This window comes from Spirosoma arcticum (assembly GCF_054779955.1).
Genome location: NZ_BAAGXG010000005.1, coordinates 107882 through 121256 on the forward strand (window position 1 = coordinate 107882; position 13375 = coordinate 121256).

Sequence of the window (13375 nt, forward strand, 5' to 3'; positions counted from 1 at the left end):
TGACAAACGCTATGGCCGAAGCCTTCATTTACGACGCTGTCAGAACGCCCCGTGGCCGGGGTAAAAGCGACGGTTCCCTGCACGACGTGCAACCCATTCAACTCCTGACTAACGTTCTACGCGAACTCCGCGACCGCAACCAACTCGACACGTCCCTTGTCGACGACGTAATTATGGGCTGCGTAACGCCCGTTGGCGAGCAGGGCGCTGACATTGCCCGCACGGCCGCGCTCGAAGCAGGCTACGACGAATCGGTAGCGGGGGTACAGTTGAACCGCTTTTGTTCGTCCGGCCTGGAAGCCATCAACATGGCCGGAGCCTACGTGATGTCGGGTCAGGTCGATGCGATTGTAGCCGGTGGCGTAGAGAGTATGTCGCGAGTGCCAATGGGGTCCGACGGGGGCGCGTTGTTTATGAACCCGCAGATCGTGGCTCGTCATAACATTGTGCCGCAGGGTATCTCCGCCGATCTAATTGCTACCAAGTACGGCTACACGCGTTCGGACGTGGATTCGTTCGCGGCTGAGTCGTACCGCCGGGCCGTAGAGGCACAGGCGGCTAACCGGTTCGTGAAATCACTCGTACCCCACAAAGATGAGATCGGTATAACAGTTTTAGACCGCGACGAAGGCGTTCGACCCGGCACGACGGCTGAAAGTTTGGGCAAGCTGAAACCTGCCTTTGAAGCAATGGGACAAATGGGCTTAGATGCGCTGGCGTTGCTCAAATATGCTGGTTTCGACAAAATCAACCACGTGCACCACGCGGGCAACTCGTCGCAGATTGTCGATGGCGCGGCTGCGGTGTTGGTTGGGAGCAAAGCGTTCGGCGAAATGTCGGGGCTGAAACCCCGCGCCCGCATCAAAGCGTTTGCCATTGTAGGTTCGGAGCCGACGATTATGCTGACGGGGCCTATCCCGGCCACCCACAAAGTGCTGAAACGGGCGGGCATGAGCATCGGGGATATTGATCTGTTCGAGATAAATGAAGCCTTTGCGGCCGTACCGATGCTGTTTATGGACGAGTTTGGCGTCGATCACGGTCAGCTAAACGTCAATGGCGGGTCTATTGCACTGGGCCATCCGCTGGGTGCCACGGGAGCCATTATTTCGGCCACGCTGATTGACGAACTCGAACGCACCGGCAAGCAATTCGGTCTGGCGTCGCTCTGTATCGGGGGCGGCATGGGCATCGCTACCATTTTTGAACGGGTTAATTGATGTATGATATATGAGATAGGATGTAAAGCAACATAGTCAGCGTTCATTCCATTTCATATACCATATATCCTACATCATATATCTGAAGCATGATAAATTACACAGTCGATAACAACGTGGCCGTCATTTCGTGGGCCATGACCTCGGCCCCGATGAACGTCCTCAACGACGAATCCATCCCACAGTTCGAAGCGGCTTTGCAACACGCCTTCACCGATGAAGGCGTAAACGGTATCATCATTTCGTCCGAAAAGCCTGAATTCGTGGCCGGGGCTGACCTGAAAATGATTCTGCGTGCCAATGACAAAGACCCGGCTGAGATGCTAAAAGTCACGTCGGAGTTGAACCGCGTACTTCGCAGCATCGAAACGAGCGGTAAACCAACCGTAGCGGCCATCAACGGCACAGCCCTCGGTGGGGGTTATGAAATTTGCTTAGCCTGTCACTATCGCGTGGCACTGAATAACCCGAAGACGCAGATTGGTCTGGTTGAAGTGACGATTGGATTGCTTCCTGGTGGGGGCGGTACGCAACGGTTACCGCGCATGATTGGCATTCAGGCCGCCCTGCCACTGCTGGTTGAAGGCAAGAAACTTGGCGTCCAGGAAGCAAAGACCATGGGCCTCATCGACGCTATTGCCGACAGCCCGGCTGACATGATGCAGCAGGCCCGTGACTGGATTGCGGCCAACCTGAAACCGGTGAAACCGTGGGACGAAGTAGACCGTAAGACCGGGAAAATTGTTGGTAAAGACAACTTCAAGATACCGGGTGGTGCCATTCAGAGCGTCGTGGGTGCGCAAACATTTGGGGCGGGAACGGCCATGCTGATGGACAAGACTAAAGGCAACTACCCCGCCCCGCTCGAAATTATGGGCGCGGTCTACGAAGGCTTGCAGGTCAACATCGACCGGGCATTGGTGATCGAAGCGCGGCATTTCGTGAAAGTCGCGACCTCAAAAGTGGCTAAGAACCTGATCGGGACGATGTTTCTGGGCATGAACGAAGCCAATAAAGGAGCCAGCCGTCCGAAAGACCAGCCTAAAACCGACGTTAAAAAACTGGGGATTCTGGGCGCGGGCATGATGGGCGCAGGCATTGCCTACGTATCGGTGCAGGCGGGTATTCAGGTAGTGCTGAAAGACGTATCGGTCGAAGCGGCCAAAAAAGGCAAAGACTACTCGCGGAATCTGCTGAAAAAAGGCGTCGACCGGGGCAAGGTCGATCCGCTGAAAGTAGACGGGATTCTGAACCTAATCAAACCCACCGCCGACTACGCCGACATGCAGGGCTGCGACCTGATTATTGAGGCCGTATTTGAGAAGCAGGAGTTGAAAGCGCAGGTGACCAAAGAAGCTGAACCGATGCTGACGGAGACTGGCATATTCGGCTCCAACACGTCGACGCTCCCCATTAGTGGATTAGCGGAAGCGTCGGTAAAACCGGCCAACTTCATTGGCATTCACTTCTTCTCGCCAGTCGACAAGATGATGCTCGTGGAGATCATTGTGGGCAAACAAACCTCCGATTACGCGCTGGCCGTAGCAATGGATTATGTCCGCAAGATTCGTAAAACGCCCATTGTCGTCAACGATTCGCGCGGCTTTTATACGTCGCGCTGCTTCAGTACGTACACGTCGGAAGGCATGGAATTACTAAAAGATGGCGTTGACCCAATTTTGATTGAAAATGCGGGTAAAATGGCTGGGATGCCGGTTGGACCGCTTGCCGTTCACGACGAGGTCGCTTTGGATCTGAGTCTGAAAGTAATGTCGGAGTCAATTAAAGCAGGCGTCATGAACGAAAGCGAGCCAACGTATCAGATGGTGAAGAAATTTAACGAACTGGGTCGCGTGGGCAAAAAAGCGAAAGCGGGTTTCTATAACTATCCCGAAGGCGAACCCAAGTATTTGTGGCCGGGGTTAGCTGAGTTGTTCCCCGTTTCGGAGCAGCAACCGTCGCTCGACGAAGTTAAAACGCGTTTGCTCTATCGACAAGCTATCGAAGCAGTGCGTTGTTTTGACGAAAGCGTTGTGCGGACAAAATTAGACGCCGACCTCGGCTCCATTCTGGCGTGGGGCTTTCCGGCCTACACGGGCGGAGCGCTCTCGTTCGTAGATTTTGTGGGTATTGCTCAGTTTGTAAGCACCCTCGACCGCTTAGCCGATCAATACGGTGAGCGCTTCCGCCCGACGGAGAAACTACGCGAACGAGCTGGGCAGAAAGAGTTGGTGAATTAACCGTTTGCCGGAAAAGCCGGATTGAAAGCCTGACGTTGCGCAACGTCAGGCTTTTCTGGTTAAATGAACCTGCTTATTAATTTGATAGCTGCCCGGCGTGGTGCCCGTCCAGCGTTTAAACGCCCGGCTAAATGCACTTAATTCATTGTAGCCCAGAATGTACGAAACCTCTTTGATTGGGTGCCGGCCTGATTCAAGAAAATCGATAGCTAACGACTTCCGAATCGAGTCGGCCACCTGCTGGTAGGTTAGCCCTTCTTCCTGAAGTTTACGTTGCAGACTACGCGGGCTGGTATTGAAGTTAGCGGCAATGGCTTCTAACGACGGAATGCCGAGATTAGCGTTGGCCAGCAGGTAGCTGCCAATACGGTCGCCCACGTTCTGCCCAGTTCCAAAATCCTGCTTCCGGGCACTCACTTTCTGCAGCAATACCCCCTGCAACTCATAGTTAGCCGTCAGAATCGGCTCATCCCAATAGCGGCCATCGAACGTCAGCCTATAGTAGTCGAATTGTTGGATTGAGCGGCAACGAAGTACCCGCTCATACTCAGGCCAGTCAGCATTCACATAGGGTAGCCTAACCGCGTTGGGCTGAATCTTTGCCAGCACCAGGCCGTCAACCTCATGAATTATGAACGCCATGAAAAAGTCCACCATCTGTCGAAACACCAGTGGAGATTCTTGCTGTCGGCTTTGGTTTGGAATGAGTTGAATGGTAAACGTTTGACCCATCCGCTTCACGTCTACATCAATGACGTCGGTAATCAGGTGTGTAAAAGCAGCCGCCTGTGTTAGTGCTTCGCCAATGGTTTGGCTGCTTTGAATCACTCCGCCCACAACACCCAGTGCGGTCAATTGCAGTGACTCACCAAAGTGAAGTCCGAAGTGAACGTCCCCGCTTACCTGCGTGGCGTTGAGCCATAAATCAGTCGCTTGCTTAGTGGTCAACGTTGGCTGCGCTCCGTCCTTTAAGCCGTCAAAATTAACGCCTGCCAACTGACATAACCACTCGGCAGAAAGGTTTTTCTGCACCGCATAGCCCAGCAAGCTTAAAGCCAGTAGTCTTTGATAATTCTGCATGAAGTAAAACTACTGAAATTAAGAAAGGCATCTTCCAGCCTGTCGTAAAGTGGTAATCAGTTGGCGGCTACGGGTAAATCTCACCCAGGATGGCCCCAATACCTTTGTCAAAAAAAAACGGCATGAAAACAATCGTAATCAGTTTAAGCGTGGCGCTGAGCACCTTGGCTAACGCTCAACAAATCGATGGGCGATTTGCAGAATCGAACCGTCAGGCATCAATTAATCAATCAAAAAACGCAGGGAACATGGAACAGGCAAAGCAGGTGGTCAGTGATTTTTTAACGGCGGTACAACAGCACGATGGCGAAAAAATGACAGCGCTGCTACATCCGAATGTAACGTGGAGCCAGCCAGGCAACAACAGATTTGCCGGGCAAAAACGCTCAAGGGAGGAAGTGTTTCAAATGGCGGGGGGCATGCAGGAAGTAGCTGCTAAAACGTTGACGCTTAGCGCCGTGAAAACGCTATCCGTCAACGGCAACCAAGTAGCCTGCTTAGTGCATTGGCAAGCGGTTCAGCCGAATGGTGGTGTCCTGAACGTCGACAATATTGACGTGTATACGGTAAAGGACGGTCAGATCGTCAACGCCATGGTCTTCTCCGCCGATGTAGCGCAAGAAGACAACTTCTGGTTGAAGTGAGCCGTATCATACCAGCCTGAAACTCATCCGGTGGTACTTGGTGGGGCCAAACTGCCGGATAGCGACCCGATGGGCGGGCGTGGGGTAGCCCACGTTCTGTGCCCAGCCATAAGCCGGAAACTCGCGCCCCAACCGCTCCATCAGTGCGTCGCGATACACTTTGGCCAGCACCGACGCAGCCGCAATGGACAAATACTGCGCGTCGCCTTTGGTAATGCAAGTGTGCGGAATCAGGGGGTAGGGCACGAACCGGTTTCCGTCGACCAGCAAATGCTCAGGTTGGAGTGCGTTAGGCCGGGCCACGTCAGGCAGTATTGCCAGTGCATCCACCGCCCAGTGCATAGCCAGAAAACTCGCCTGCAAAATATTAATCCGGTCAATATCCTCGGGCGACACTTCGGTGATAGCCCAGGCCAGCGCGTCGCGTTCGATGTCAATTTTGACCCGTTCACGCTGTTTCGCACTCAGTTGTTTGGAATCGTTCAGGATGGGATGGGTATAATTGCGGGGTAGGATAACCGCTGCCGCCACCACCGGACCGGCCAGACAGCCCCGCCCGACCTCGTCTAAGCCCGCTTCAATGACATTGGCATTGTAGTGTGATTTCAGCATTGCGTAGTGCCGAATCGGACGGGCGGCCCCGCTCCGGCTTCGGTCGTGAGAGCACGTTTAGTTAACAGCCGAAGCCGGAGCTTCGGTGCTATATTAATCTTCCAGCACGTTTCCAAAAATTGTGTTCTTCAGCATTAGAGCAAACAGCAGGAACGCAATGCCCCAGTATAGATAGATCCGGTAATAGTCCTGCACATCCTCATACACCCGAATCCGGACGGGCGCTTTCTCCAAGCGGTTGATCTGAGCGAACACGGCCCGCAGCCGACGCGTGTCCGTAGCCCGAAAAAAGCTGCCGTTCCCAATGGTTGCAATCGTTTTCAAAACGCCTTCGTCCAGCGTCGACGCCATCGTTTCGGAGCGGGCAACCCGGCCTACGGCAATAGTATAAAGCCGGATGTTGAACGCGTTGGCTAAGCGGGCGGCCGTGACCGGGTCTAAATTACCCGCCGTGTTGTCGCCATCGCTTAGTAGAATGATGATTTTGCTACGCTCCCGATCAACTGATTCGGTAGCCTGCTCTGTCGTATCGGCGGGTGAACTAGGTGCATCGCGCATCCGGTTGATACACCGGGCCAGGGCATCGCCAATGGCCGTGCCGGACGTACGAATCATTTGATCGTTGAGGTCGCCGAGGTACTGGTTCACTAAGGCGTAATCGGTGGTGAGCGGGCAGAGTGAGAAGGCTTCTCCCGCAAAGATGACCAAACCAATGCGGTCGTTTTTACGACCGCTGACAAACGTCTGCGCCAGTCGCCGGGCGGCAACCAAGCGCGTGGGTGGCATGTCCGACTCGGTCATCGACTCCGAAACGTCCATAGCCAGCATGATGTCGATGCCGTTAGATTGCTCCTCGCGCTGTTCGCGGATGATTTGGGGCCGGGCCAGCGCCACCAATACCAGGCTGATACCGGCAAAAACACTAATCGGCAACACATACCGCAACCCATTGAGTAGGTTGCGAAACGGTGCCATGCGGGTGTTTTCATCCATCATGGGACGCATCGACCCCAGCGATATGTTCAGCCGCTGCTGAGCACGACGGTGCAGGTAGTACCGCACAACAAACAACAGCAAAACAACGGGAATCAACGCCAGCGCCAGCGGGTTTGCCGTTTCGAACTGCGCCCACTGCGCCGGTCTGAACCACTGTAGCGAATACCAAGGAGCCATAGCGTTACGAAAATGGGAACGGTTTAGCCGGTTCAGGCTGGGCGTCGCGCTCCGTGGGCTTATCACTCGATTGCCCCGGATTTGCTTCTGTATCACTTCCAGACGACCGCCCACGGTGGAGCGGCCCGACGACCGCAGAGCGGCCTAACCACGGCAAACCAGTCTCCAGGTTTGCCCGCCGGTGGCGATACCGCTGCGTGGCTACGTCGCTGAGCACCCGCAGTGATGCGGCCGATTGAGCCGAGAAAGCCCCGCCATAAATCATTCGGTCCGCTTCGCGAAGGGCAGTCGTTACGCGTTTGTCGTCCACCCGTTCGGCAATTTCGGAGGTTGTCAGCGACGAGTAAGGCCGCTGCTCAATCGTCTCCAAATACGTTTTCCAGCTAATAACGGCCTGATTAGCCGTATCAGCGGCACTATCGGCGTTGATGCTCCGGCTGAACCGGTTGAACTCGCGCAGAAATTGGCGATGCCGTCGATTGAGTTGATACAAGCGCCACTGACGCTGGATAATGCGGCCGAACAACCCGTATAAAAGGCCCGCTACCAACGCTAAGCCAGCCACGAATAGCCCAAGCACGGGATAATTGAACTGCTGCTGCAAGGGTGCCAAGGTGGTTTCGGTAGCCAGCGTGAGCGACGCATTATTTGTTAAGCCAGCGGGCGCAGGCGCTACCTGCGCCCGTAAAAATACCGTGTCGGTTTGGGTGAACAGAGCCGTGCAGTCTGCCGCGTTAATTAACCGAATGGGCACCCGCAGTAACTGAACTGAATCAGTCTCGAACGACAGCAGCGTGTAAACGGCACTATCAACACTAACCGCATCGAAGCCAATGCCGGTTGTGCGGGTCGTAAACAAGGCCACTTTTTCTACCCGATAAGGGGCGAACTGACTCGCCGTGTCGGGGAAAAGCAAGTCGGTCGCAGGCGGATGCCGGTACGTTAACGCATACTGGAACGGGCGGCCAATGTCAATGCTATCCGTCAGAAAACGGCCCACCAGCATGGGCTGTGCGGGCGGCTGCGCCCGGAGCGATGACAGGCTCAATACCAGCAGAAGTCCCCCGGCGGGTCGTTTCATGTTCATCGCCTTACCCGGAACAAGTCTATTAGTTTAGGCACAAAATCCTCCTGTGAATCAAGGGCGAGGTAGTTGGCATTGAACTGCCGACAAAGCTGCTCCAACCGAACCTGATTTTGCCGAAACGTGTCGCGCAGCCCGTTCCGAAACGCGGTCGACGATGTGTTGACCCAAACCGTCTGCCCGCTTTCGGTATCATGAACCGGAATGATTCCCAAACGGGGCAGGTTGACCTCGCGCTGGTCATAGAGGTGAACAACGACCAGATCGTGCTTTTTAGCCAGTGCTTTCAAATTATGTTCGTACCGCTGGTCGATAAAATCCGACAACAGGATAACCACGCTCCGGCGTTTGAGGCAGTTGAGCGTAAACAGCAGCGCATCGGCAATGTTCGTTCGGCCCGACTGAGGCTGTAGTTTAAACAAACTTAGAATGAGTTGATAGCCCGTTTTAAGCCCATTTGCCGGTTTTATGTACCGCTCTTTCTGGTCAGAGAAACAGTACAGGCCAACGTGGCTGGCTTCGCGGATGGCCGACATTGCCAGAACTCCGCAAATCTCTTTGGTGGCGTCTAACTTGTCGCGGTGGCGCGGTCCAACCCGCTGCGATGCGCTGACGTCGACCACAAAAAAAACGGTTTGATCTTTCTCTTCCCGGAACACCTTCACGAAAGTGCCATGCCCCTTGGAGGACACGTTCCAGTCAATAGCCCGAACGTCGTCGCCGTACTGGTAGGTTCGTAAGTCACTGAATTCAAGACCCGTTCCCTTAAATATTGACCGAAAGCTACCGCGCATCTGTGAGTTGACGGCTTTTCGGATGCGAATGTCGAAATTGCGAAGGCGGGCTAAGAACTCGTCCATACCAAACGGGCGTTATACTTTTTTAAGAAGCAACCTCGAACGTTGACTAATGGAATTAGCTTACAAAGCTACCATTTTAACCGTATGCACCGAACCCCATTCCTCCATTGCCTGCCCGCCCTGCTGGTTAGTTTGTGGCTATTTGCAGGCTGCACCGCGCCGGAAGATCAACAGCCCGACAACCTGATGCCCGAAGCGCGGATGGCCACGATACTGACCGAGATTCATTTGGCCGAGAGCCGCGTGAGCCGACTCGGATTAGGGTCCGCCGATTCGTCTAACGTCGCTTACAAACGGCTGGAAAAGCAGATTTTCCGGAAATTTCAGGTCGACACCAGTGCCTACAACAAAAGTTATGTTTACTATTCGTCGCACCCGCGCCAGATGGAAACGATTTATAAGCAGATCACCGAAAATTTAAGGAAGAAAACCGAGCAACAGCAAAAGCAACTCCATACTAAAAAACCCGTTCGCTCATGAAAATTGGCATCATTGGCGCCGGTATTTCGGGACTAACGCTGGCTTATGAACTTCAACGGCGCGGCATCGACTACTATCTCTGGGAAGCATCGGCCGAGCCGGGTGGGTATATCCGGTCCCGGCACGACACAAGTCCCGATGGCAACCAGACCTACCTGCGCGAGTTGGGGCCAAACTCACTCCTGGGCGACGCCGACCTGTTGCGCTGGCTCGATGAACTTGGGCTGACTCCCGAACTGGCGTTCAGCAAGCCGGTCAGCAAAGCCCGCTATATCTTTCGGGATGGTCAATATCGCCAACTACCGTCCGGCCCACTGTCGCTGTTATTTGGTCGCATCGGCGAACCGTCCTTCTTCAGTTGGAAAACCAAATGGGCCATCCTCTGCGAGCGCACCAACAAAACCACTTCGCCCGAAGGAGAGACTTTGGCGCAGTTTTTTCGGCGTCGGTTTTCCGACGAAATCGTTGATTACGCCTTGACGCCGTTCGTAGCGGGCATCTACGCCGGTAATCCCGAACGGCTATTGGTTTCCGAAACGTTTCCCATTTTGTTAACCTACGAACGCGACTACGGCTCTGTGCTGCGGGGACTAATCAAGAACCAGTCGACGACCGGACGGCGGCAGTCGTTCAGCTTTCGGGAGGGCATGCAAACGCTGCCCAACGCAATTGCGGTTCAGTTAACGCAGTTATCGCTGAACGATCCGGTCGAACGCATTGGGCAGGTTGGCGATGGCTGGCAAGTCGATAGCGCAACGGGCACCCAAACCGTCGACCGGCTCGTACTGGCCGTCGGAACCGATGCGGCCGCCCGATTACTGAGTCACACTAATCTGAACGATCATTATTCCGATCTTGCCGAAGCACTCCGCCGGGTCGAGTACCCTCCTATGACAGCCGTACATTCGGCCTACAAGCGGGCCGACGTCCGGCATCCGCTCAACGGCTTTGGTGGGTTGAATCCTGAGAAGGAAGGGCGTTTTGCGGCCGGTCATATCTGGAGCAGTTCAATTTTCGATGGCCGCTGCCCCGCCGATGAAGTGCTGTTTACAACGTTCGTTGGTGGGGCCGGGTCGGCCAACAATGCCCGCCTGCCCGACCATGTTGTGTTCCGTAAGGTACATCAGGAATTGGCCAGCGCTTTTGGCATTAGCGCGATGGAGCCGACATTCCGCCGTATTTACCGGTGGGAACGGGCTATTCCGCAGTACAATGAACAGATTGTGGCGGTTAAGCGATCCGTGCAGGCTGTTGAAGCCGATAATCTGTTCGTTTGTGCCAACTGGTACGGAGGCCTGTCGTTATCAGACTGCCTTGGCAAAGCCCGTGATCTGGCCGTAAAACTGTCGTCGAACCAACTAATTAAGAAATTTTAATGCACTTTCTGCACAAGAAGACTATCTTTTTGTGTTCTTTTTATAGCCCCTCTACTAACTAATCCGACAAGCCGTGAAAGAGCGTTTGGTCGTTATTCCGACATACAATGAAATCGAGAACATCGAAGCCATCATCCGTAAGGTGTTCAGTTTACCCGAGCCGTTCGACGTGCTCATTGTAGACGACGGCTCACCCGACGGAACGGCCCGGCGTGTTCGCGATTTACAGGATGAATTTCCCAGTAGTGGTTCTTCCGGGGATCAGTCCCGACGCCTTCATCTGCTGGAACGGCGGGGTAAATTAGGGTTGGGAACGGCCTACATCGACGGCTTTAAATGGGCACTTTCGCGAGGCTACCAGTACCTGTTCGAGATGGACGCCGACTTTTCCCACAATCCGGAAGACCTCATTAAGTTATACAACGCCTGCATATCCAACCAAGCTGACGTAGCCGTAGGATCGCGTTATATTAAGGGTGTGAATGTGGTAAACTGGCCAATGGGCCGGGTATTGATGTCGTATTTCGCCGGTGTTTACGTCCGCTTCGTCACTGGCATGTCCATCATGGACCCCACCGCAGGATTCGTCTGCTACCGGGCCGATGTGCTCGAAGTTATCCTGCACAATCCAATCAAATTCGTGGGGTATGCCTTCCAGATCGAAATGAAGTTTACCTGCTGGAAATACGGCTACCGCATCACCGAAGTGCCAATTATTTTCACCGACCGTACGCGGGGCGTATCCAAAATGTCATCGAAGATATTTAAGGAAGCGGTGTTCGGCGTGTTGCAGATGAAAATCAGTAGTTTCTTCCGGCATTACATTCCGCGCAAAGAACCCGCGCTGAAAACCGAAGAGCCGGTAAACATGGTGTAGTAATGCTACCGGATTTCACGGTCAGGTGCAGTGTCACGCGGGTTGCCTCAGTTGGCTGGCCAGTACAGCAATACCCTCGTCGAACGTGTGGGGGTCGTAGCCCAGAACCGTCCGGGCTTTATCGAGCACGAACCCCGTGCGTGGGGGACGGCGGGCCACCTGCGTAAACGTCGACGCGTCGGCTTGCAAAATCAGCGACTTGTTCAAGCCAAAATAATCGGCCGTTTTAATCGCCATGTCGTAAGGGGTCAACACTTCTTTACCTGAAATATTGAAAATACCCCCAGCCTTCTGGTCAGCAATCAGGTGGCAACCCATAGCCAGATCTTCGGCCAGCGTTGGGCTGCGCCATTGGTCGGTCACGACTTTGATAGTCTTCCCGTCTTCGAGCGATTTTTTCACCCACAAAATGATGTTGCTGCGGCTCATATCGTGGGCAATGCCATAAACGAGCACCGTCCGGGCAATGGCCCACTCGATGCCTGAGTACATAACCACTTTCTCCGCTGCGTACTTGCTCCAGCCGTAGAAACTGATGGGATTTCCCTCAGCCGTTTCATCGTACGGTCCGGCTGTGCCGTCGAAAATAAAGTCGGTCGACACGTGCAACAGGAACGCCCCCACCGACCGACACGCGTCGACCAGCGACTCCACGGCCTGCACGTTCTGCGCCCAGCAATCGTCCTTCTGAACTTCGCACTTATCTACATCGGTCATGGCTGCGGTGTGGATAATTACGTCCGGGCGCGTTTCGCCAATCACATCCTGCACCTGCTGCCGGTTCGTGATGTCCATAGGGCGGTATGTGTATCCATCGGTATGGGGCAGGCGGTTGTTGCCCCGCGCTGTCGCGATGAGGTGAACACCGGACTGCTGAGTCAGCAATCCAACTAACTTTTGACCCAGCAACCCATTAGCCCCGGTAATTAAGATTTTCTTCATATGATTTTGGCTGACGCAGGCTAAGACGCAAGATGTTGCCGGTCCGCCGGTGCGGTCTTTACAGATACCGAAATTTATACTGTTTCGTAATTTTCTTTTTCCGAAGCCATTCGCCGGTCATTGTCATGCGGACATCCTGTTTAGGGCGGTCCTGTGGGTCGCGGGGCTGTTTAGCGATGCTGTCCACAATAGCCAGACCATCGACGACTTCGCCAAAAACGGTGTAGCTTCCGTCTAAGTGCGGGCTACCGCCGAGGGTTTTGTACGTTTGTTTCTGCTCATCGGTAAAAACACGGCCCGGCGCACGGGTCTTTCCCCGATCAATTTGCTTCTGTAGTTCATCGTCCGGCCAAACGCGTCCCTGCACAACGTAGAACTGGCAACCACTCGACGCTTTTTCGGGATTGTTATCGCGGGCCGCTGCCAACGCTCCTTTTTTATGGAATAGCGCTGGCACGATCTCCGCCGGTACTTTATAACCAACGTCGCCATTACCTAAGGGTCCACCGGCCGACGCTTTACGCGAGTTGGGGTCTCCGCCCTGGATCATAAAACTCTGAACAACACGGTGAAACAGCAAGCTATCGTAGAACTTTTGATTCACTAACCGGATAAAGTTTTCTTTGTGTTTCGGCGTCTGATCGTACAACAGGAGCCGCATCGGCCCATACTGAGTGCTGATAGTAACAAGATAATCTTTTCGTTTCCTGTTTTGGGCTAAGGAAATAACCGGCAACAACAGAAATAGTAAGAACAGATTTTTCATTCAGCGTTTGTCAGCGTGACA

Annotated in this window: 13 protein-coding genes; 6 read left to right on the plus strand and 7 right to left on the minus strand. The window is 54.0% G+C overall.

Going from position 1 to position 13375, the window contains the following annotated elements; genetic code table 11:
- The first annotated feature begins 11 nt into the window (after positions 1–11).
- Both ACYVHB_RS12650 and ACYVHB_RS12655 read left to right on the plus strand, forming a co-directional pair.
- Positions 12–1220 (plus strand): acetyl-CoA C-acetyltransferase, encoded by a 1209-nt coding sequence (locus ACYVHB_RS12650; protein ID WP_461052102.1) that lies wholly within the window; start codon positions 12–14, stop codon positions 1218–1220.
- 89 nt (positions 1221–1309) lie between these two features.
- Positions 1310–3460, plus strand: coding sequence for a 3-hydroxyacyl-CoA dehydrogenase NAD-binding domain-containing protein (locus tag ACYVHB_RS12655; RefSeq protein WP_461052103.1), 2151 nt, complete (start codon positions 1310–1312; stop codon positions 3458–3460).
- A 45-nt stretch (positions 3461–3505) separates the two neighbouring features.
- Here the strand turns inward: ACYVHB_RS12655 and ACYVHB_RS12660 are convergent, their stop codons facing one another.
- Complete coding sequence (locus ACYVHB_RS12660; protein WP_461052104.1) at positions 3506–4540, minus strand: AraC family transcriptional regulator; 1035 nt, start codon at positions 4538–4540, stop codon at positions 3506–3508.
- A gap of 122 nt (positions 4541–4662) precedes the next feature.
- Here ACYVHB_RS12660 and ACYVHB_RS12665 point away from each other — a divergent pair, with 122 nt between their 5' ends.
- Positions 4663–5184: a nuclear transport factor 2 family protein gene (locus tag ACYVHB_RS12665; RefSeq protein ID WP_461052105.1), complete on the plus strand. Its 522-nt coding sequence runs from the start codon at positions 4663–4665 to the stop codon at positions 5182–5184.
- Positions 5185–5190: 6 nt separating this feature from the next.
- Here ACYVHB_RS12665 and ACYVHB_RS12670 read toward each other — a convergent pair whose 3' ends face one another.
- From ACYVHB_RS12670 to ACYVHB_RS12685, 4 genes are all read right to left on the minus strand, one after another.
- Positions 5191–5796, minus strand: a complete 606-nt coding sequence (locus ACYVHB_RS12670) for a ribonuclease HII (protein WP_461052106.1) — start codon at positions 5794–5796, stop codon at positions 5191–5193.
- 93 nt (positions 5797–5889) lie between these two features.
- Positions 5890–6969 carry a VWA domain-containing protein gene (locus tag ACYVHB_RS12675; RefSeq protein ID WP_461052107.1) on the minus strand — a complete coding sequence of 360 codons (1080 nt, stop codon included), beginning with the start codon at positions 6967–6969 and terminating at the stop codon, positions 5890–5892.
- 4 nt (positions 6970–6973) lie between these two features.
- Complete coding sequence (locus ACYVHB_RS12680) at positions 6974–8050, minus strand: hypothetical protein (RefSeq protein WP_461052108.1); 1077 nt, start codon at positions 8048–8050, stop codon at positions 6974–6976.
- 2 nt (positions 8051–8052) lie between these two features.
- Positions 8053–8913: a DUF58 domain-containing protein gene (locus ACYVHB_RS12685; RefSeq protein WP_461052109.1), complete on the minus strand. Its 861-nt coding sequence runs from the start codon at positions 8911–8913 to the stop codon at positions 8053–8055.
- A gap of 84 nt (positions 8914–8997) precedes the next feature.
- Between ACYVHB_RS12685 and ACYVHB_RS12690 the strand changes: the two genes are divergently transcribed.
- The 3 genes from ACYVHB_RS12690 to ACYVHB_RS12700 all read left to right on the plus strand — a co-directional run bounded on the left by ACYVHB_RS12690 (position 8998) and on the right by ACYVHB_RS12700 (position 11646).
- Positions 8998–9393 (plus strand): DUF4296 domain-containing protein, encoded by a 396-nt coding sequence (locus ACYVHB_RS12690; RefSeq protein WP_461052110.1) that lies wholly within the window; start codon positions 8998–9000, stop codon positions 9391–9393.
- Positions 9390–10769 (plus strand): protoporphyrinogen oxidase, encoded by a 1380-nt coding sequence (gene hemG / locus ACYVHB_RS12695; RefSeq protein ID WP_461052111.1) that lies wholly within the window; start codon positions 9390–9392, stop codon positions 10767–10769. The genes ACYVHB_RS12690 and hemG overlap by 4 nt, the downstream gene beginning before the upstream one ends.
- A 73-nt stretch (positions 10770–10842) precedes the next feature.
- A complete protein-coding gene (locus ACYVHB_RS12700) occupies positions 10843–11646 on the plus strand; it encodes a polyprenol monophosphomannose synthase (protein WP_461052112.1) in 804 nt (267 codons plus the stop codon).
- A 33-nt stretch (positions 11647–11679) separates the two neighbouring features.
- Here the strand turns inward: ACYVHB_RS12700 and ACYVHB_RS12705 are convergent, their stop codons facing one another.
- Both ACYVHB_RS12705 and ACYVHB_RS12710 read right to left on the minus strand, forming a co-directional pair.
- On the minus strand, positions 11680–12588 hold the full coding sequence (locus tag ACYVHB_RS12705; RefSeq protein WP_461052113.1) for an SDR family oxidoreductase: 909 nt from the start codon (positions 12586–12588) through the stop codon (positions 11680–11682).
- Positions 12589–12646: 58 nt separating this feature from the next.
- Complete coding sequence (locus tag ACYVHB_RS12710) at positions 12647–13354, minus strand: peptidylprolyl isomerase (protein ID WP_461052114.1); 708 nt, start codon at positions 13352–13354, stop codon at positions 12647–12649.
- Positions 13355–13375: the final 21 nt, after the last annotated feature.

Bases quoted from the DNA above. Each gene is read 5' to 3' on its own strand.
- ACYVHB_RS12650 (WP_461052102.1), top strand. From the start codon at position 12: ATGGCCGAAGCCTTCATTTACGACGCTGTCAGAACGCCCCGTGGCCGG.
- ACYVHB_RS12655 (WP_461052103.1), top strand. From the start codon at position 1,310: ATGATAAATTACACAGTCGATAACAACGTGGCCGTCATTTCGTGGGCC.
- ACYVHB_RS12660 (WP_461052104.1), bottom strand. From the start codon at position 4,540: ATGCAGAATTATCAAAGACTACTGGCTTTAAGCTTGCTGGGCTATGCG.
- ACYVHB_RS12665 (WP_461052105.1), top strand. From the start codon at position 4,663: ATGAAAACAATCGTAATCAGTTTAAGCGTGGCGCTGAGCACCTTGGCT.
- ACYVHB_RS12670 (WP_461052106.1), bottom strand. From the start codon at position 5,796: ATGCTGAAATCACACTACAATGCCAATGTCATTGAAGCGGGCTTAGAC.
- ACYVHB_RS12675 (WP_461052107.1), bottom strand. From the start codon at position 6,969: ATGGCTCCTTGGTATTCGCTACAGTGGTTCAGACCGGCGCAGTGGGCG.
- ACYVHB_RS12680 (WP_461052108.1), bottom strand. From the start codon at position 8,050: ATGAAACGACCCGCCGGGGGACTTCTGCTGGTATTGAGCCTGTCATCG.
- ACYVHB_RS12685 (WP_461052109.1), bottom strand. From the start codon at position 8,913: ATGGACGAGTTCTTAGCCCGCCTTCGCAATTTCGACATTCGCATCCGA.
- ACYVHB_RS12690 (WP_461052110.1), top strand. From the start codon at position 8,998: ATGCACCGAACCCCATTCCTCCATTGCCTGCCCGCCCTGCTGGTTAGT.
- hemG (WP_461052111.1), top strand. From the start codon at position 9,390: ATGAAAATTGGCATCATTGGCGCCGGTATTTCGGGACTAACGCTGGCT.
- ACYVHB_RS12705 (WP_461052113.1), bottom strand. From the start codon at position 12,588: ATGAAGAAAATCTTAATTACCGGGGCTAATGGGTTGCTGGGTCAAAAG.
- ACYVHB_RS12710 (WP_461052114.1), bottom strand. From the start codon at position 13,354: ATGAAAAATCTGTTCTTACTATTTCTGTTGTTGCCGGTTATTTCCTTA.